This window comes from Klebsiella sp. ME-303 (assembly GCF_007910085.1).
In the GTDB taxonomy this organism is placed as follows: domain Bacteria; phylum Pseudomonadota; class Gammaproteobacteria; order Enterobacterales; family Enterobacteriaceae; genus Klebsiella; species Klebsiella michiganensis.
The window spans coordinates 78,677-96,599 of sequence record NZ_VOJB01000076.1; the positions used below are offsets into that span (position 1 = coordinate 78,677).

General features: G+C 55.8%; 17 protein-coding genes and 2 tRNA genes. 5 read left to right on the top strand and 14 right to left on the bottom strand.

Annotated elements, in window-relative coordinates; translation table 11 throughout:
- The 4 genes from rep to FQK12_RS14355 all read right to left on the bottom strand — a co-directional run bounded on the left by rep (position 1) and on the right by FQK12_RS14355 (position 4,328).
- A complete protein-coding gene (gene rep, locus FQK12_RS14340; RefSeq protein WP_014227450.1) occupies positions 1–2,019 on the bottom strand; it encodes a DNA helicase Rep in 2,019 nt (672 codons plus the stop codon).
- 102 nt (positions 2,020–2,121) lie between these two features.
- Entirely contained in the window at positions 2,122–2,850 is a 729-nt protein-coding gene (gene pnuC / locus FQK12_RS14345; RefSeq protein ID WP_004097491.1) for a nicotinamide riboside transporter PnuC, read from the bottom strand.
- Positions 2,850–3,599, bottom strand: a complete 750-nt coding sequence (locus tag FQK12_RS14350) for a nucleoside phosphorylase (RefSeq protein WP_014227449.1) — start codon at positions 3,597–3,599, stop codon at positions 2,850–2,852. Before FQK12_RS14350 ends, pnuC begins: the two co-directional genes overlap by 1 nt.
- A gap of 24 nt (positions 3,600–3,623) precedes the next feature.
- Complete coding sequence (locus FQK12_RS14355; RefSeq protein WP_004097483.1) at positions 3,624–4,328, bottom strand: Crp/Fnr family transcriptional regulator; 705 nt, start codon at positions 4,326–4,328, stop codon at positions 3,624–3,626.
- 194 nt (positions 4,329–4,522) lie between these two features.
- On the opposite strand from FQK12_RS14355, the gene ppiC (FQK12_RS14360) reads away from it, so the two are divergent.
- Together ppiC (FQK12_RS14360) and ppiC (FQK12_RS14365) are read left to right on the top strand one after the other, a co-directional pair.
- Entirely contained in the window at positions 4,523–4,804 is a 282-nt protein-coding gene (gene ppiC, locus FQK12_RS14360; RefSeq protein ID WP_004127352.1) for a peptidylprolyl isomerase PpiC, read from the top strand.
- A gap of 52 nt (positions 4,805–4,856) precedes the next feature.
- Positions 4,857–5,138, top strand: coding sequence for a peptidylprolyl isomerase PpiC (gene ppiC, locus FQK12_RS14365; RefSeq protein WP_004127351.1), 282 nt, complete (start codon positions 4,857–4,859; stop codon positions 5,136–5,138).
- A gap of 168 nt (positions 5,139–5,306) precedes the next feature.
- Here ppiC (FQK12_RS14365) and ilvC read toward each other — a convergent pair whose 3' ends face one another.
- Positions 5,307–6,782 carry a ketol-acid reductoisomerase gene (gene ilvC, locus FQK12_RS14370; protein ID WP_003018001.1) on the bottom strand — a complete coding sequence of 492 codons (1,476 nt, stop codon included), beginning with the start codon at positions 6,780–6,782 and terminating at the stop codon, positions 5,307–5,309.
- 153 nt (positions 6,783–6,935) lie between these two features.
- Here ilvC and ilvY point away from each other — a divergent pair, with 153 nt between their 5' ends.
- The gene (ilvY, locus tag FQK12_RS14375) at positions 6,936–7,826 is read left to right on the top strand and encodes an HTH-type transcriptional activator IlvY (protein ID WP_004097479.1); all 891 of its coding nucleotides are present in this window, start codon (positions 6,936–6,938) and stop codon (positions 7,824–7,826) included.
- Between the two features lie 56 nt (positions 7,827–7,882).
- Here the strand turns inward: ilvY and ilvA are convergent, their stop codons facing one another.
- The 6 genes from ilvA to ilvL all read right to left on the bottom strand — a co-directional run bounded on the left by ilvA (position 7,883) and on the right by ilvL (position 14,426).
- Positions 7,883–9,427 (bottom strand): threonine ammonia-lyase, biosynthetic, encoded by a 1,545-nt coding sequence (gene ilvA, locus FQK12_RS14380; RefSeq protein WP_014227448.1) that lies wholly within the window; start codon positions 9,425–9,427, stop codon positions 7,883–7,885.
- 2 nt (positions 9,428–9,429) lie between these two features.
- Positions 9,430–11,280 carry a dihydroxy-acid dehydratase gene (gene ilvD / locus FQK12_RS14385; RefSeq protein ID WP_014227447.1) on the bottom strand — a complete coding sequence of 617 codons (1,851 nt, stop codon included), beginning with the start codon at positions 11,278–11,280 and terminating at the stop codon, positions 9,430–9,432.
- Between the two features lie 61 nt (positions 11,281–11,341).
- Positions 11,342–12,271: a branched-chain amino acid transaminase gene (locus FQK12_RS14390; RefSeq protein WP_014227446.1), complete on the bottom strand. Its 930-nt coding sequence runs from the start codon at positions 12,269–12,271 to the stop codon at positions 11,342–11,344.
- Positions 12,272–12,287: 16 nt separating this feature from the next.
- On the bottom strand, positions 12,288–12,545 hold the full coding sequence (ilvM, locus tag FQK12_RS14395; protein ID WP_004097471.1) for an acetolactate synthase 2 small subunit: 258 nt from the start codon (positions 12,543–12,545) through the stop codon (positions 12,288–12,290).
- A complete protein-coding gene (gene ilvG / locus FQK12_RS14400; RefSeq protein WP_014227445.1) occupies positions 12,542–14,188 on the bottom strand; it encodes an acetolactate synthase 2 catalytic subunit in 1,647 nt (548 codons plus the stop codon). The genes ilvM and ilvG overlap by 4 nt, the downstream gene beginning before the upstream one ends.
- 139 nt (positions 14,189–14,327) lie before the next feature.
- The gene (ilvL, locus tag FQK12_RS14405; RefSeq protein WP_001311244.1) at positions 14,328–14,426 is read right to left on the bottom strand and encodes an ilv operon leader peptide; all 99 of its coding nucleotides are present in this window, start codon (positions 14,424–14,426) and stop codon (positions 14,328–14,330) included.
- 349 nt (positions 14,427–14,775) lie between these two features.
- Between ilvL and FQK12_RS14410 the strand changes: the two genes are divergently transcribed.
- A complete protein-coding gene (locus FQK12_RS14410; RefSeq protein ID WP_014227444.1) occupies positions 14,776–16,296 on the top strand; it encodes a YifB family Mg chelatase-like AAA ATPase in 1,521 nt (506 codons plus the stop codon).
- A 23-nt stretch (positions 16,297–16,319) separates the two neighbouring features.
- On the opposite strand, the gene FQK12_RS14415 is transcribed toward FQK12_RS14410, so the two are convergent.
- The gene (locus FQK12_RS14415; RefSeq protein ID WP_004097464.1) at positions 16,320–16,658 is read right to left on the bottom strand and encodes a DUF413 domain-containing protein; all 339 of its coding nucleotides are present in this window, start codon (positions 16,656–16,658) and stop codon (positions 16,320–16,322) included.
- A 118-nt stretch (positions 16,659–16,776) separates the two neighbouring features.
- Here FQK12_RS14415 and hdfR point away from each other — a divergent pair, with 118 nt between their 5' ends.
- Positions 16,777–17,598 carry an HTH-type transcriptional regulator HdfR gene (gene hdfR, locus FQK12_RS14420; RefSeq protein ID WP_004097454.1) on the top strand — a complete coding sequence of 274 codons (822 nt, stop codon included), beginning with the start codon at positions 16,777–16,779 and terminating at the stop codon, positions 17,596–17,598.
- A gap of 81 nt (positions 17,599–17,679) precedes the next feature.
- Here the strand turns inward: hdfR and FQK12_RS14425 are convergent.
- Positions 17,680–17,755: transfer RNA gene (locus tag FQK12_RS14425), tRNA-Trp, on the bottom strand.
- 53 nt (positions 17,756–17,808) lie between these two features.
- A tRNA-Asp gene (locus FQK12_RS14430) sits at positions 17,809–17,885 on the bottom strand.
- Positions 17,886–17,923 lie beyond the last annotated feature (38 nt).

A 17,923-nucleotide genomic window follows, 5' to 3' on the forward strand; every position in this document is an offset into this window, starting at 1 on the left:
CTATTTACGCGCTTTCGCCAGCATCGCCCGGATGTTGGCGACGTTCGCCTGGCCTTTATGCATGCGCTCTTCCGGCGAAATCACTTTGCGCTCCTGTTCCCAAATCAGGTCGTCCTGCGGCAGTTCCAGCAGAAAACGGCTCGGCTCCGGTCGCACCAGCTCGCCGTACTGACGGCGCTCTTTGCACAGGGTAAAAGTCAGCTCTTTCTGCGCGCGGGTGATACCTACGTAGGCAAGACGGCGCTCTTCATCGACGTTGTCTTCATCAATGCTGCTCTGGTGCGGCAGCAGCCCCTCTTCCATACCAACCAGGTAGACATATGGGAATTCCAGCCCCTTTGACGCGTGAAGCGTCATCAGCTGCACCTGATCCGTCTCCTCATCCGACTCGCCGCGCTCCATCATATCGCGCAGGGTAAAGCGGGTAACGACCTGAGTGAGCGTCATCGGTTCATCGATCTCGCTGCCTTCGAGCATTTCGGTCATCCACGTGAACAGCGTATTGACGTTTTTCATCCGCATTTCGGCGGCTTTCGGGCTGGGCGAGGTCTCATAGAGCCAGGATTCATAATCCACGCCGCGGATCAGATCGCGGACGGCGGCAATCGGTTCACGCTCTGAAAGCTGCTGGATCTCCCGCAGCCAGTGGGTAAAGCGGGTCAAAGACTCATAGCCGCGCCCGTTCAGGGTCTGGGTCAGGCCCATATCGAAGCTGGCGGTAAACATGCTTTTATTGCGCCCCATCGCCCATTCACCCAGCTTTTTCAACGTCGCCGAACCGATTTCACGCTTTGGCGTATTAACGATGCGCATGAAAGCGCTGTCATCATCGGGATTAGTCAGCACGCGCAGATAGGCCAGCAGGTCTTTAATTTCCGGGCGGGAAAAGAACGACGTGCCGCCGGAAATTTTGTACGGGATGCGGTTCTGCATCAGCATCTTTTCAAAAACCCGCGACTGATGGTTGCCGCGATACAGAATCGCGTAGTCCTTATAGGCGGTTTTATTAATAAAGTGATGCGCGATCAGTTCACCGGCAACGCGCTCCGCCTCATGGTCTTCGTTATTGGCAGAGAGCACCTTCAGCTCTACGCCATAGCCCAGTTCGGAAAACAGACGCTTCTCGAAAACGTGTGGGTTATTGGCAATCAGGATGTTAGCCGCCTTCAGGATGCGCCCGGAAGAACGGTAGTTTTGCTCCAGCTTGATCACCTGCAGCGCCGGGAAATCCTGGCTTAGCAGGACCAGGTTCTGCGGCCGCGCGCCGCGCCAGGAGTAGATCGACTGATCGTCATCGCCGACCACGGTAAAGCGCGCCCGCTGTCCCACCAGCAGTTTCACCAGCTCGTACTGGCTGGTGTTGGTGTCCTGGTATTCATCCACCAGCAGATAGCGAATCTTATTCTGCCAGCGCTCCCGCACCTCTTCGTTGCGCTGCAGCAGCAGCGTTGGCAGCAGGATCAGATCGTCAAAGTCGAGTACGTTGCAGGCTTTCATGTGCGCGTCGTACAGCCCGTAGCAGTGAGCAAAGATCCGATCCCGCTCCCCTTTCGCCCCAGCGGCGGCCTGGGCAGGGGTTTGCAGATCGTTTTTCCAGTTGGAGATCGTCGAGATCAGCTGCTGAAGCACCACTTTATCGTCTTCGATCAGCCCTTCGGTGAGCTCTTTTAACAGCGCCACCTGGTCGGTATCGTCGAACAGCGAGAAGTTTGATTTCATCCCTAACGCGGCGTATTCGCGTTTGATGATATCCAGCCCCAGCGTGTGGAAGGTGGAAATCATCAGGCCGCGCGCCTCTTTGCGTCCCAGCGTTTGCCCGACGCGCTCTTTCATTTCGCGCGCCGCCTTGTTGGTAAAGGTGACCGCCGCGATATGACGCGCCTGATAGCCGCAGCCGCGGATCAGGTGGGCGATTTTATTGGTAATCACGCGGGTCTTACCGGAACCGGCACCCGCCAGCACCAGGCACGGTCCGGTAACGAATTCGACGGCTTGTTGTTGGCCAGGATTTAAACGCATGGGAGTCTTTTGCTCAATCTTCGAACGGGGTGGGGATTGTAGCAGAAAGAGGGGCACAGAGAGCAACAGGCTGCCCATTCAGGCAGCCTGGAAATCGGTCAATCAGGATGCGGCCGCGGCAAGCGGCGTATAGCCGTTACGCTGTGCGCTTTTGATCCAGCTGTATGAGCCCATTACCGCGATCGCCGTCAGCAGGACATACTCAAGCGACATGGCGTAAACGCCCTGTACCGCGTAGATAACCACGCTAATCACGTCGATAACCACCCACAGCAGCCAATTTTCGACGAATTTACGCGTCATCAGCACCATGGCGGCAATCGACAACACCAGCATGGTGGAATCCCAGAACGGGAAGGCGTCGGGCTGGAGGTCGGGCATCGCGACCTGCATACCGAACGTTTGCAGCAGAGCAATCATGATACGAGTGAGCGTCGCGAACACCGGATCGATAAACAGCGTCATCAGCACAATCGCCACCGCGCAGACGCCGCCCAGCGCCAGCGTTTGCTGACGGGAAAGCCAGCGTACCTTGAGCGCGGCCTCCTGCGCCTCGTTTTGCCGGCTCCACGCGTACCAGCCGTAAATATTAGCAGCGAAGAAAAAGACCTGCAGCAGCAGGCTGGCATAGAGCTGGATCTGGAAAAAGATCGCCGCAAACAGCGTGACGTTAATCAGGCCAAACAGATAGTTGATGATTTTTTCCCGGCTGGCGCACCAGATGCACAGCAGGCCGAATACGGTACCGATAGCCTCAATCCACGATAGCGCATAGCCGCCTTCGCCGAGAGGAATGTTGACCATCACATTGTTAATGCTAAAAAAGTCCATCACAGACCTCCTTGCTGGCTAGCGGAATAAATGGCGCGCAGCGCCAGGGTAATTTGCCGTTCTTCGCCCTGCTGGCACAGCGCCTCCTGCTGGACATAATCATTGATGCTGCTATCCAGGCAACCGTTGTGGGCAACAACCACGTTGAGTAATGATGCCGTACGTAGGCCGCGCAGCGCGCCGATAGTCATCAGAGCGGCGCTCTCCATATCCGCGCCCAGAACGCCTCGCGCCGACCACTGCGCATCCAGTTCCGCCTCACGATCGGTATAGAAACTGTCGTGGCTGCGCACCAGCCCGCACGCGGCGGGGATGTTCATTTGCCGCGCCTGCGCCACCAGTTCCCAGGTCAGCAGCGGGTCGGCGCAGGCCGGATAGCCCGCCGGCGCATAGGTTCGGCTGGTACCATCATCCATCACCGCAGCGTGAGCGATAATCACATCGCCGAGCGCAAGATTATCCTGCAATGCGCCGCAGCTGCCGATACGAATCAGGGTTGTTACGCCAATCTGGCGCAGTTCTTCAATGGCGATCGCCGTGGAGGGTCCGCCGATGCCGGTGGAGAGCACCAAAATCTCGATGCCCTGATACCAGCCGCGCGCGGCGCGAAACTCCCGGTTCTGACCGAGCCGCTGTGGATTATCAAGAAAATTGACGATGCGGTCGACCCGCTGCGGGTCGCCCGGCAGCAGCGCGTACCGCGCGCCGGTCATCTCTTTGCTTAACTGGATATGGGGTTGCAGCGACATTCTCCCGCCTCCTTACTCTTGCGGTTATCCGATATCAGCCTCCTGCTTCAGTTTTTCAGGAGCTAACAACACAATTCGTTCACCATCGGTATCAATAATCTGTAGCGCTTTCAGGTCATGCAAAATACGGTTAATGCTGCGGGTCGTCGCCGCGAACTCCTGACTGAGATTCTGCTTATCCAGCAAGATTTCATTCGCGCCATCCTGTTGATAACGCAGCCATAGCGCCTGACACACCCGCTGATGCAGCGAGTAGAGATTGTCGCTGCTGGCCTTTTTCGATAGCTGATAATATTGCTGGCTAAAGAAGCGCAGCATCCGCTGGTTAAAGTGGTTATCCAGCGCCAGCCAGCGGCAGAAATGTTCCTGCGACAGGCTCAGGAGCTGCACATGGTCCACCGCCACCACCGAGCAGATGTAATGACGCGACTCAAAGATCTCGAGTTCGCCCACCATGTCACCTTTACGGTAGCGGGCCTGGCGGTAGCGGCGCCCGTCTTCAGCCTCATAGAAAACGTCTACCTCACCGGCGATAATCAGCGAAAAACGCTGGCACACTTCCCCCTGTCGGCAGATAAAATCACCGCGCGGAATGTCTTCGAAGCGCCAGCGCCGCATGATCTCCAGAGGACAATATTTCAGTAATTCATAGAGCAGCGGATCGCGCACAATCTCGCTCAGCCCGGAAAGCCAGCCGACTGAAAATTCAGGCTTTTTCATTGTATCCATGTTATCTCGCTCCACGACGATAAGGACAGGACGGCTGTCCCCGGCCAGAAGGAAAACGCCGAAGAAAAGTGTTGCCCATCTCCCGCTTCCGTCTATCAGGCGAGACACCTGTCCCGCGATGGCGAAGAGTATAGGTCCGCGACCAAAGCGGATGGTAAAGTAACGGGATATCTTTGAGACATGAGAGCAAAATAATGGCAAAGAGCGCAGCAGCCCTGCATATCCTGGTAAAAGAAGAGAAGCTGGCGCAAGAGATCCTCGCCAAACTGGAACGTGGCGTGAGCTTCGATCATCTGGCAAAGCGCTATTCAAAGTGCCCATCCGGACGCAACGGCGGCGATCTCGGGGAGTTTAATCAAGGCGTTATGGTCGGGCCGTTCGATAAAGCGGTCTTCAGCTGCCCGCTGCTAAAGCCATATGGACCGGTCAAAACCAAGTTCGGCTACCACATCATTAAGGTGCTGTATCGCCGCTAGCCCATGCTACTATTGCGCCCTGGTTTATCCCCCACTCACTCAAGGTACGATCATGGCAAAAACGGCAGCAGCACTGCATATTCTGGTTAAAGAAGAGCAGCTGGCACTGGATCTTCTGGAGCAAATTAAAAACGGCGCCGATTTCGGCAAACTGGCGAAGAAGCACTCGATCTGCCCGTCAGGCAAACGCGGCGGCGATTTAGGTGAATTCCGCCAGGGCCAGATGGTGCCGGCGTTTGATAAAGTCGTCTTCTCCTGCCCGGAGCTGGAGCCGACCGGCCCGCTGCACACCCAGTTTGGTTATCACATCATCAAGGTGCTGTACCGCAAATAAAAAAACCGGTGTCTTATTTGCACCGGTTTTTTATCTCACAGCTTTCCCCTAAGGATTTCAGCTTGCAGGAAGGCGGCAAGTGAGTACAGCCCCAGGAGTATAGATAACTATGTGACTGGGGTGTACGAACGCAGCCAACGCATCTGCAAGTTGAAAGACGACGGGGAATTAGCCCGCTACCGCAATGCGTTTCATGTCGGTCATATAGCCGCGCAGTTTCTTACCAACCTGCTCGATAGCGTGGCTGCGAATAGCTTCGTTCACGTCGCGCAGCTGAGCGTTGTCTACCGCGCCTTCGGCAATCGCTTTGCCCAGGTCGCCGGTCTGCAGGGTGGTCATGAACTCTTTCAGCAGCGGTACGCAAGCGTAAGAGAACAGGTAGTTACCGTATTCAGCGGTATCGGAGATAACCACGTTCATTTCGTACAGACGCTTACGAGCGATGGTGTTGGCGATCAGCGGCAGCTCGTGCAGTGATTCGTAGTAAGCGGACTCTTCGATGATGCCGGAATCCACCATGGTTTCAAACGCCAGCTCAACGCCCGCTTTCACCATTGCGATCATCAGAACGCCTTTATCGAAGTACTCCTGCTCGCCAATTTTACCTTCAAACTGCGGTGCAGTTTCGAACGCGGTTTTGCCGGTCTCTTCACGCCAGGTCAGCAGTTTTTTATCGTCGTTGGCCCAGTCAGCCATCATGCCGGAGGAGAATTCACCGGAGATGATGTCATCCATATGCTTCTGGAACAGCGGCGCCATAATCTCTTTCAGCTGTTCGGACAGCGCGTAAGCACGCAGCTTAGCCGGGTTAGACAGGCGATCCATCATCAGAGTGATACCGCCCTGCTTCAGCGCTTCGGTGATGGTTTCCCAGCCGAACTGAATCAGTTTTTCGGCGTATGCCGGGTCGGTACCCTCTTCCACCAGCTTATCGAAGCACAGCAGAGAACCGGCCTGCAGCATACCGCAGAGGATGGTCTGCTCGCCCATCAGGTCGGATTTCACTTCGGCAACGAAGGACGATTCCAGCACGCCCGCACGGTGGCCGCCGGTCGCCGCAGCCCAGGCTTTAGCAATGGCCATACCTTCGCCTTTCGGATCGTTTTCCGGGTGAACCGCGATCAGGGTCGGAACGCCGAAACCGCGTTTGTACTCTTCACGTACTTCGGTACCCGGGCACTTCGGCGCCACCATCACGACGGTGATATCTTTACGGATCTGCTCGCCAACTTCCACGATATTGAAGCCGTGAGAGTAGCCCAGCGCCGCGCCGTCTTTCATCAGCGGCTGAACGGAACGTACAACGTCAGAGTGCTGTTTGTCCGGCGTCAGGTTAACCACCAGATCGGCCTGCGGGATCAGCTCTTCGTAGGTACCCACCTTGAAGCCGTTTTCGGTTGCTTTGCGCCATGATGCGCGCTTTTCGGCAATCGCTTCTTTACGCAGCGCGTAGGAGATATCCAGACCGGAGTCGCGCATGTTCAGACCCTGGTTCAGGCCCTGAGCGCCACAGCCGACGATGACCACTTTTTTACCCTGAAGGTAGCTTGCGCCATCGGCGAATTCGTCGCGACCCATAAAGCGACATTTGCCCAGCTGCGCCAGCTGCTGGCGCAGGTTCAGTGTATTAAAGTAGTTAGCCATGGTGATACCTCGTGATGTTGTGTGTCTTATTTTGTTCGGTTCGCGTTTCAGCGAGAATGTACCCACATTACAACAGGAAATTTATTGCGGAAATTGATATATTCACAACGTCACGTTGCAATTTCTGCAATGTAAAATCGTGGAGTGCCGCCGGTGGATTTACGCGATCTGAAAACCTTCCTGCATCTGGCTGAAAGCCGCCATTTTGGCCGCAGCGCGCGGGCGATGCACGTCAGCCCCTCCACGCTTTCCCGACAAATTCAGCGCCTGGAAGAAGACCTCGGGCAGCCGCTGTTTGTCCGCGATAACCGCACGGTAACGCTTACCGAAGCGGGAGAAGAGCTCCGCACCTTTGCCCAGCAGACGCTGTTGCAGTATCAGCAGCTGCGCCACACTATCGATCAGCAAGGTCCGTCGCTGTCGGGCGAACTGCATATCTTCTGTTCGGTGACCGCCGCCTACAGTCATCTGCCGCCGATTCTCGATCGTTTCCGCGCCGAGCATCCCTCGGTGGAAATAAAGCTCACCACCGGCGATGCCGCTGATGCGATGGAAAAAGTGGTGACGGGTGAGGCCGATCTGGCGATTGCCGGGAAACCGGAAACGCTGCCCGGCGCGGTGGCTTTTTCCATGCTGGAGAATCTGGCGGTGGTGCTGATCGCCCCGGCGCTGCCTTGTCCGGTTCGTAACCAGGTCTCAGTGGAGAAGCCTGACTGGGCAACGGTACCCTTTATTATGGCCGACCAGGGGCCCGTGCGTCGCCGCATTGAGCTATGGTTTCGCCGCCATAAAATCAGTAATCCGTCAATTTACGCCACGGTGGGCGGGCATGAAGCCATGGTCTCCATGGTGGCGCTCGGCTGCGGCGTCGCGCTGCTGCCGGAGGTGGTGCTGGAAAACAGCCCTGAGCCAGTGCGCAATCGCGTGATGATTCTGGAGCGTAGCGACGAGAAAACCCCGTTTGAGCTGGGCGTCTGCGCGCCAAAAAAGCGGCTGCATGAGCCGCTGATTAATGCGTTCTGGAATTTGCTGCCTGGCCACTAATGCCGGGCCTGCTCAGGCCTGCAGCCCGACCACAGGCCTGACAAGCACAGCGCTTCTTAACCGGCGAGGAAGAACCTGAACGCTGGATTATTGCTCTCATCATGGCAATCGTAGCCCAGCTCATGCAAGCGGGTTTCGAAGTCAGGCTCGTGATCGCCCAGTTCGAATGCCGCCAGCACGCGGCCGTAATCGGTACCGTGACTGCGATAGTGGAACAGAGAGATGTTCCAGTGGGTGCCCAGCGTATGCAGGAACTTCAGCAGCGCGCCGGGCGATTCCGGAAACTCGAAGCTGAACAAACGCTCCTGCAGCGGCTGAGACGGACGCCCGCCGACCATGTAGCGCACGTGTAGCTTGGCCATTTCATCGTCGGAGAGATCCACTACGCTGTAGCCACCGTCGTGCAGCAGGTTGAGGATCTCTTTCCGCTCTTCCAGCCCCCGGCTCAGGCGCACGCCGACAAAAATGCAGGCATTTTTCGCATCCGCGAAGCGGTAGTTGAACTCGGTCACCGAACGGCCGCCCAGCAGCTGGCAGAACTTGAGGAAGCTGCCCTTCTCTTCCGGAATGGTGACCGCCAGCAGCGCTTCGCGCTGTTCCCCCAGCTCGCAGCGTTCGGAAACGTAGCGCAGGCCGTGGAAGTTGACGTTCGCGCCCGAAAGTACGTGCGCCAGGCGTTCGCCGCGAATATTATGCTGAGCGATATATTTTTTCATCCCCGCCAGCGCCAGCGCCCCGGAAGGTTCTGCTACCGCACGCACATCTTCAAACAGGTCTTTCATCGCCGCGCAGATGGCATCGCTATCGACGGTAACGATGTCGTCGAGATACTCCTGGCAGAGACGGAAAGTCTCATCGCCGATGCGTTTCACCGCCACGCCTTCGGCAAAAAGCCCAACGCGGGGTAAATCGACCGGATGACCCGCATCCAGCGCGGCTTTCAGACAGGCAGAATCCTCGGCCTCAACCGCAATGACTTTAATCTGCGGCATCAGCTGTTTGATCAGCACCGCCACGCCGGCCGCGAGACCGCCGCCGCCGACCGGGACAAATACGCGATCGATATGGGCATCCTGCTGCAGCAGCTCCAGCGCCAGCGTCCCCTGCCCGGCAATCACCATCGGATGGTCGAAGGGCGGAACCCAGGTGAACCCCTGCTGCTGCGCCAGCTCGATGGCTTTGGCTTTGGCTTCATCGAAATTCGCGCCGTGCAGCAGCACTTCACCGCCGAAGCCGCGCACCGCATCAACTTTGATATCCGCGGTGGCGGTTGGCATGACGATGAGCGCCTTCACGCCCAGGCGAGATGCCGAGAAAGCCACGCCCTGCGCATGATTACCCGCCGAAGCGGTAATCACGCCATGCGATTTTTGCTCTTCCGTCAGGCCCGCCATCATCGCGTAGGCTCCGCGCAGCTTAAAGCTGTGCACCGGCTGACGGTCTTCACGCTTCACCAGCACAACGTTATCGAGGCGCGACGAGAGCTTTTCCATTTTTTGCAGCGGCGTGATCTGCGCGGCTTCGTATACCGGCGCGCGCAGTACCGCTCTGAGGTATTCCGCCCCCTCGGGGGCGGCGGACAGGGGTTGAGACTCGGCCATCATTAACCCCCAAGTTTCGATTTATCGCGCACCGCGCCTTTGTCGGCGCTGGTTGCCAGGCTGGCATAGGCGCGAAGGGCAAAGGAAACCTGACGCTCGCGATCTTTCGGCGTCCATGCTTTATCACCGCGCGCTTCCTGAGCTTCGCGGCGTGCCGCAATCTCGGCATCGCTTAGCTGCAGCTGAATACCGCGGTTCGGGATATCGATAGCAATCATGTCGCCATCTTCAATGATCGCGATATTGCCACCGCTGGCCGCTTCCGGAGAAACATGACCAATAGAGAGACCTGAAGTACCGCCGGAGAAGCGTCCGTCGGTAATCAGCGCACAGGCTTTACCCAGGCCCATTGATTTCAGGAAGGTCGTCGGGTAGAGCATCTCCTGCATCCCCGGCCCGCCTTTCGGCCCTTCATAGCGGATGACGACTACGTCACCGGCGACCACCTTGCCGCCGAGGATCGCATCCACAGCCGCGTCCTGGCTTTCGTATACCTTCGCCGGGCCGGTAAATTTGAGGATGCTGTCGTCAACGCCGGCGGTTTTCACGATACAGCCGTTCTCGGCAAAGTTGCCGTACAGAACCGCCAGACCGCCGTCCTTGCTGTAAGCATGTTCCAGCGAGCGGATACAGCCTTCTGCGCGATCGTCATCCAGGGTGTCCCAACGGCAGTTCTGAGAGAAAGCCTGCGTTGTGCGGATACCCGCAGGGCCAGCGCGGAACATCTTCTTAACCGCTTCATCCTGCGTGACGGTGATATCGTACTGCTCCAGCGTCTGCGGCAGGGACAAACCAAGCACGTTTTTCACATCGCGGTTCAGCAGCCCGGCACGATCCAGTTCACCTAAAATACCCAATACGCCGCCCGCGCGATGCACGTCTTCCATATGATATTTCTGCGTACTTGGCGCGACCTTACACAGCTGCGGCACTTTGCGGGAAAGTTTATCGATATCGCTCATGGTGAAGTCGATTTCCGCTTCCTGCGCCGCCGCCAGCAGATGCAGTACGGTATTGGTGGAACCGCCCATGGCGATATCCAGCGTCATGGCGTTTTCAAACGCCGCCTTATTGGCGATATTACGCGGCAGCGCAGAGGCATCGTCCTGCTCGTAATAGCGTTTAGTCAGCTCAACGATACGTGAGCCCGCATTGAGGAACAGCTGTTTACGATCGGCGTGAGTCGCTAGCAGCGAGCCGTTGCCCGGCTGCGACAGGCCCAGCGCTTCGGTCAGGCAGTTCATGGAGTTCGCGGTGAACATTCCCGAACAAGAGCCGCACGTCGGGCAGGCGGAACGCTCAACCTGATGACTCTGATCGTCGGAGACTTTCGGGTCAGCGCCCTGAATCATCGCGTCAACGAGGTCGAGTTTAATGATTTGATCGGACAGTTTAGTTTTCCCGGCTTCCATCGGACCGCCGGAAACAAAAATGACCGGAATATTCAGGCGCAGAGACGCCATTAACATCCCCGGGGTGATTTTGTCGCAGTTGGAGATACAGACCATTGCATCAGCACAGTGGGCGTTAACCATATACTCAACCGAGTCGGCGATCAGTTCGCGGGATGGCAGTGAATAAAGCATACCCCCGTGGCCCATCGCGATCCCATCATCCACCGCAATGGTGTTGAATTCTTTGGCGACGCCGCCAGCGGCTTCGATTTGCTCAGCAACCAGTTTGCCGAGATCGCGCAGGTGAACGTGGCCCGGCACGAACTGGGTGAAAGAGTTCACCACGGCGATAATCGGCTTACCGAAATCATCGTCGGTCATTCCAGTGGCGCGCCACAGCGCGCGGGCACCCGCCATATTACGGCCGTGAGTGGTTGTGGCGGAACGGTACTTAGGCATGCTTTAGTTACTCCCAGTTTCGGTGAAATGGGGCGTTGCGTGCCGCCCCATCTTTTTATACTTAGTTATTAACCTGATCCAACCAGCCCCATTTATCCTCGGTTTCACCGGTGAAGAGGCCAAAGAATGCTTGCTGAATGCGCTTGGTGATCGGGCCGCAGCGGCCTTCGCCCACCTGAATACCATCAACGCTGCGTACCGGCGTGATCTCTGCGGCAGTACCGGACATAAACACTTCGTCGGCCAGGTACAGGGACTCGCGGGACAATACCTGCTCGCGGACTTCCAGGCCGAGATCTTTCGCCAGCTTGATGATAGCGTCGCGGGTGATGCCAGGCAGCGCGGAAGAGGTGAACGGCGGAGTAAACAGCACGCCATCCTTCACTTCAAACAGGTTTTCACCGGCGCCTTCAGAGATGTAGCCGTTCACATCCAGCGCGATACCTTCCTGATAGCCATGACGACGCGCTTCGCTGCCGACCAGCAGCGAAGAGAGATAGTTACCGCCGGCTTTGGCCGCGGTCGGAATGGTGTTCGGCGCCGCGCGATTCCAGGAAGAAACCATCGCATCGATCCCCTGATCCAGCGCTTCGGCACCCAGGTAGGCGCCCCACGGGAACGCCGCGATGATCACGTCAGTGCTATAGCCCGGAGGCGGGTTGACGCCCATGCCCACGTCGCCGACAAAAACTAACGGGCGAATATAGGCGCTGGTCAGATTGTTTTTACGAATGACTTCACGGCAGGCTTCCATCAGCTCATCAACGCTTTGAGAAACCGGGAAACGATAAATTTTGGCTGAGTCATGCAGACGCTGCATATGTTCACGGTGACGGAACACCACCGGCCCCTTGTGAGAGTCGTAGCAACGGATGCCTTCAAATACGGAAGTCCCGTAGTGCAGCGCATGGGACATCACGTGAACCTTCGCCTCTCCCCACGGAACCATCTCGCCATTGAACCAAATGTAATCAGCTTTTTTCGTCGTCATTATTCTTCCTTTGCGCTCAGGCGCGAATTTGTTGTGATGTAGGTTGCTGGATCTCGACGCAGGCGACGTCCACCAGTTTGCTTAATTGACTAAACAGTAATTCGACGGGCCGCTGGCTGGCAACGGTCAGTTCAATATTAATATTCCGGGCATCGGCGGCGGTTGCCATATTCATCGCGCAAATCTGGAACCCGCGATGGCGCACGACGCGCAGCACGCGTTCTAACGTTTCTGGATTAGAGCGAGCCTGCAAGGCGACCTGATGTTGCATCATGATAATTTCTCCAGCATTTCTGCATTACTGGCACCGGGCGGCACCAACGGCCAGACGTTCTCAAGTTCGTCGATTGAGACATGAAGCAGGTAAGGCCCCTGGCTCGAAAGCATGGTGTCGAGTGCCGCTTCAACCTGGTCTTTACGGGTGATGTGTTGACCAGGGATGCCGAAGGCGCTGGCCAGAGTAAGGAAATCGGGGTTATCGGTAAGGGTGGTTTCGCTATAACGTTCCTGAAAAAACAGCTGTTGCCATTGTCGAACCATTCCTAAACGCTGGTTGTCCAGTAAGACTATCTTCAGCGGCAGCTGCTTGCGTTTTACGGTGCCCAGCTCCTGCACGTTCATCATGAAGGAGCCGTCACCGGAGATACAGATAACCGTATCGTCTGGACGGGCCACCTGCGCGCCTACCGCTGCGGGCAAGCCGAAACCCATAGTGCCTAATCCGCTGGAAGTGATGAAATTCTCCGGGCGCGTATAGGTCATATGCTGCGCTGACCACATCTGATGCTGGCCCACATCGGTTGTCACGACGCAGTCTGCGGGTTTGCGATCGGAAAGCTGCTTCAGCAGCAGCGGGGCATAGATAGCGTCTCCCGGATGGTCGTAGCGCCAGGCATGCTCGGCGCGCAGCTGCGCATTACGTTGGCGCCAGGCGTCGATAGACAGCGGCTGCTGCAGCGCGGGCAGCATCACATTCAAATCACCGGTCAGGCCGATATGTGCCTGACGGAGCTTGTTCAGTTCAGCCGGATCGATATCCATATGGATGACTTTGGCGTGCGGGGCAAACGTATTCAGCTTGCCGGTGACGCGATCGTCAAAACGGGCGCCTACCGCGATCAGCAGGTCACATTCCTGTACTGCAAGGTTGGCCGCTTTAGTACCGTGCATCCCCAGCATGCCCAGATAGTAGGGATAATCCGCCGCTACCGCTCCCAGCCCTTTCAGGGTGGACGTCACGGGCATTTGCGTAACGGCAAGAAATTCGCGCAGCGCCGGTACCGCCTGCGCCATCCCCACGCCGCCACCAACGTATAACATCGGCTTCTGCGACTGAGCCAGCATCTGCAAAGCGTATTCGATATCCGCATATGGAAAATCAACGTCGTCGGCTACCATGGAAAAATGCGGATCGAGATCGCCCTGAGCCAGCTGGATGTCTTTTGGGATATCGACCAGCACGGGACCGGGACGCCCGGAGTTTGCCACGTGGAAAGCTTCAGCAATGACACGCGGCAGCTCTTCCAGCGACTGCACCAGAAAACTATGCTTAGTGCATGCCAGCGATAATCCGAGAACATCCACTTCCTGGAATGCATCAGTACCAATGAACGGGGCAGCAACCTGGCCGGTGATAGCAACAACGGGAACGGAATCAAGCAGCGCGTCGGCGAGGCCGGTGATCAGGTTGGTTGCGCCAGGCCCCGAAGTGGCGATACACACCCCGGTTTTGCCGGTAGCCCTGGCATAGCCGATAGCCGCCATAGCCGCGCCCTGTTCATGCCGGCACAGTAGGTGTTCCACGCCGCCGTCATACAATGCATCGTAAACCGGCATAATTGCTCCACCCGGATAGCCAAAAACGGTATCGACTCCCTGTGCTCGCAAAGCATGTACTACCCACCGCGCCCCATTCATAGTTACTTCCCCGTCGTAGATCGAGAGAAACAGAATTTTATGCTACCAGCCATCGTCTGCTCCTCTTTTCTGTTTTTAAGTTATAAAAAAACCCCCGGACCTTTCGGTGCGGGGGTCTTAGTTCGTTAAGGCTTGTTTTTTAAGCCTTTCCTCGTCCAAGTGCAGCCCCGCACGGTGGGATAATAATCACCACCACGCTAATCACGACCAGGCTAATCACTCGTAGAAGGGCTGTCATTTTATGTTCTTTCTGGCTTCATGTTCGAAGGAATACCTAAAGAGGTACCACAGACTTCGTGTTAAACACAAGATTTTTTATGACCTCATTACTTACCTTGCTAACCATTTAAGAAAAAACAATTGTTTTTAATGGGAAAAATATGAAATGAAAATATTTCAATTTGTGGCGTGCTCCACAGCACTTTTTCATCTTGTTGCCTGATGACAGCATTTTACGAGCCGGCATCCAACATCAGTGCAAAGCGGAAATTGCCGGGAAATTGGCTGGGAGCAAGCATGCAGAATTTAATATTGCCGAATTACTCAACAGCAAATCGCCGACATAATCCTGGTTCTCAGGAGGTGTTATGTCACTCGCCATTGTTTACACCCGCGCCGCTCTCGGGATCGGTGCCCCGCTTATCACGGTTGAAGTTCATATCAGCAACGGGCTCCCAGGCCTGACAATGGTAGGACTGCCTGAAACAACGGTTAGAGAAGCGCGTGACCGGGTACGTAGTGCGATTATCAACAGCGGCTACGCTTATCCGGCGAAAAAAATCACCATCAATCTGGCCCCGGCCGATCTGCCAAAAGAAGGGGGAAGATATGATTTACCTATCGCTCTCGCGCTTCTGGTGGCCTCAGAGCAGCTAAAGGCCCCTAGGCTAAATCAATATGAGTTTGTCGGCGAGCTGGCGCTTACAGGCGCTCTGCGTGGCGTTCCTGGGGCCATATCCAGCGCCATGGAGGCCATAAAAGCGGGGCGGAAGATTGTTATCTCTAATGAGAATTCTCCAGAGGTGGGGTTAATCGGCGGCAGTGACTGCCTTATCGCCACCGATCTCCAGGAAGTCTGCGCTTTTCTCGAAGGTCGACATGCCCTGGCTAACCCCCTTCCAGAAGGGGAATATTCGGATGAAACATCGGTTGATCTGCGTGATGTTATTGGCCAACGGCAGGGGAAACGAGCGCTGGAAATCATCGCTGCAGGTGGTCACAACCTGCTGATGATAGGCCCGCCCGGCACAGGAAAAACGATGCTCGCCAGTCGATTACCGGGACTACTGCCGCCGCTGAGTAATCAGGAAGCGCTGGAAAGCGCGGCAATACTTAGCCTGGTCGATTCCAGGCATGTCATGAAAAATTGGCGCCGCAGGCCCTTTCGTGCCCCGCATCATAGCGCCTCCCTGGCGGCTATGGTGGGCGGAGGCTCAATTCCGGCACCGGGAGAGATCTCCCTTGCCCATAACGGAGTCCTGTTCCTGGATGAGCTGCCTGAATTCGAACGCAGGGTGCTGGATGCGTTACGCGAACCCATTGAGTCAGGGGTTATCCATATCTCACGCACGCGCGCCAAAATCGATTATCCAGCCCGTTTCCAGCTTATTGCAGCGATGAATCCCAGCCCGACAGGACACTATCAGGGCCAGCATAATCGCGCTTCACCGGAACAGACGCTACGCTACCTGGGTCGTTTATCCGGCCCGTTTCTTGACCGATTCGATCTCTCCCTGGAGATCCCACTTCCGCCGCCGGGGGTGCTCAGCCAGGGAACAAACGAAGAGGAAAGTAGCGCCTGCGTACGCCAACGTGTTCTGGCCGCACGCGAAAGGCAGCTATCGCGGCAGAAAAAACTTAACGCGCATCTGGGAAATGATGAGATGAAAATCTGCTGCCGGCTTCATAAAGATGATGCTGTCTGGCTGGAGCAGACGCTAATACAGCTCGGGCTTTCAATCCGCGCCTGGCAGCGCCTGATTAAAGTGTCCCGAACTATTGCCGATATTGAGGCTGTCGAACGCATCGAACGCCATCATTTGCAGGAGGCTCTCGGCTATCGGGCAATAGACAGAATGTTGAGCCATCTACAAAAAATGATGGCGTAAAAAAAGGGCTTACGCCCTTTTTCTTAATCATCGCTTTCTGTGTAATCTTCCGTACCTTCCACCTGCGGCTTGCCGCCGGACAGGGTATGGAAACGCTTCGGACGCTTAATGCGCGCCATGTACTTAATCCAGACGCGTTCTGCTTCCGTTGCGGGCTCACGTTCACCACGGCATACCGAAACAAACTGTTTTTCATCGTCGGTGACAGGCTCGCGTTTACCTAGTTCGAGTTCATTAAAGGCATAACCATGACGTTCCAGCAGTTGCGCCTCTTTGATGGTGAAATCTCCATGACGGGAAAACCCGCGCGGATAATTTTTATTGTCGAAAAAACGATTAGTTGTCGTAAAGCTTTCCGCCATCCTACACGCTCCTGATTCTTTGGCCGAGCTAATTATGGCGCGGAGTATTAGTTACGCTTGACAGAGCGTCAAACAAAACATTTAAATCATCACGACAAATAATTTTGCGGAGAAGAGTGTGGATACGGAATTGCTCAAGACTTTCCTTGAGGTGAGCAGAACTCGCCACTTTGGCCGAGCCGCAGAGGCGCTTTATCTGACGCAGTCAGCAGTTAGCTTTCGTATTCGTCAGCTGGAGAACCAGCTGGGGGTAAATCTTTTTACCCGTCATCGTAATAATATCCGTCTGACCTCAGCCGGAGAGAAACTGCTACCCTACGCCGAAACCCTGATGAATACCTGGCAAGCTGCGCGCAAGGAGGTCGCGAATGCTTCCCGCCATAATGAATTTTCGATCGGTGCCAGCGCTTCTCTGTGGGAATGCCTGCTTAATGGATGGCTGGGAAAGCTCTATACAGAGCCCTATAACCTACAGTTTGAGGCGCGGATTGCGCAGCGGCAATCGCTGGTCAAACAGCTGCACGAACGTCAGCTTGATCTCTTGATCACGACAGAATCGCCGAAGATGGATGAACTAAGCAGCCAGTTGCTGGGTAATTTTACCCTGGCGCTTTATTGTGCCTCTCCGGCTAAATACACAAATGAATTGAATTATTTACGCCTGGAATGGGGGCCCGATTTCCAACAAAACGAAGCGGGATTGATCGGAAATGATGATATTCCTCTGCTGACCACCAGTTCTGCCGAGTTAGCTTACCAACAGCTCAGCGCGCTTAAGGGCTGTACATGGCTGCCCGTGCTCTGGGCACAGGGGAAAAATAATCTGCATACGGTTACCGACAGTGCGACTCTTTCAAGGCCTCTCTATGCGATTTGGCTACAGAACAGCGATAAACAAGCGCAGATTCGGGAGATCCTGAAGCACAATATATTGGGATAAACGCACTCCTCCAGGGATGGAGGACGATTGGGGGGAAATTGAAAGCAAAAAAAATCCTTTGCCTGAGCAAAGGATTATATATGGCAGGGGCGGAGAGACTCGAACTCGCGACACCCGGTTTTGGAGACCGGTGCTCTACCAACTGAGCTACGCCCCTAAAGTTTCTTATCATTAAGCCTGCTTAATCAGCAGGCTTAATTTTTTAATAAGTGGCGGAACGGACGGGACTCGAACCCGCGACCCCCTGCGTGACAGGCAGGTATTCTAACCGACTGAACTACCGCTCCACCGAATACTTCTGTAACCACCGGATTTATGCACCGGC

Excerpts from the sequence above, each read along its gene's own strand:
- rep (WP_014227450.1), bottom strand. The coding sequence starts at position 2,019 with ATGCGTTTAAATCCTGGCCAACAACAAGCCGTCGAATTCGTTACCGGA.
- pnuC (WP_004097491.1), bottom strand. The coding sequence starts at position 2,850 with ATGGACTTTTTTAGCATTAACAATGTGATGGTCAACATTCCTCTCGGC.
- FQK12_RS14350 (WP_014227449.1), bottom strand. The coding sequence starts at position 3,599 with ATGTCGCTGCAACCCCATATCCAGTTAAGCAAAGAGATGACCGGCGCG.
- FQK12_RS14355 (WP_004097483.1), bottom strand. The coding sequence starts at position 4,328 with ATGGATACAATGAAAAAGCCTGAATTTTCAGTCGGCTGGCTTTCCGGG.
- ppiC (WP_004127352.1), top strand. The coding sequence starts at position 4,523 with ATGGCAAAGAGCGCAGCAGCCCTGCATATCCTGGTAAAAGAAGAGAAG.
- ppiC (WP_004127351.1), top strand. The coding sequence starts at position 4,857 with ATGGCAAAAACGGCAGCAGCACTGCATATTCTGGTTAAAGAAGAGCAG.
- ilvC (WP_003018001.1), bottom strand. The coding sequence starts at position 6,782 with ATGGCTAACTACTTTAATACACTGAACCTGCGCCAGCAGCTGGCGCAG.
- ilvA (WP_014227448.1), bottom strand. The coding sequence starts at position 9,427 with ATGGCCGAGTCTCAACCCCTGTCCGCCGCCCCCGAGGGGGCGGAATAC.
- ilvD (WP_014227447.1), bottom strand. The coding sequence starts at position 11,280 with ATGCCTAAGTACCGTTCCGCCACAACCACTCACGGCCGTAATATGGCG.
- FQK12_RS14390 (WP_014227446.1), bottom strand. The coding sequence starts at position 12,271 with ATGACGACGAAAAAAGCTGATTACATTTGGTTCAATGGCGAGATGGTT.
- ilvM (WP_004097471.1), bottom strand. The coding sequence starts at position 12,545 with ATGATGCAACATCAGGTCGCCTTGCAGGCTCGCTCTAATCCAGAAACG.
- ilvG (WP_014227445.1), bottom strand. The coding sequence starts at position 14,188 with ATGAATGGGGCGCGGTGGGTAGTACATGCTTTGCGAGCACAGGGAGTC.
- ilvL (WP_001311244.1), bottom strand. The coding sequence starts at position 14,426 with ATGACAGCCCTTCTACGAGTGATTAGCCTGGTCGTGATTAGCGTGGTG.
- FQK12_RS14410 (WP_014227444.1), top strand. The coding sequence starts at position 14,776 with ATGTCACTCGCCATTGTTTACACCCGCGCCGCTCTCGGGATCGGTGCC.
- FQK12_RS14415 (WP_004097464.1), bottom strand. The coding sequence starts at position 16,658 with ATGGCGGAAAGCTTTACGACAACTAATCGTTTTTTCGACAATAAAAAT.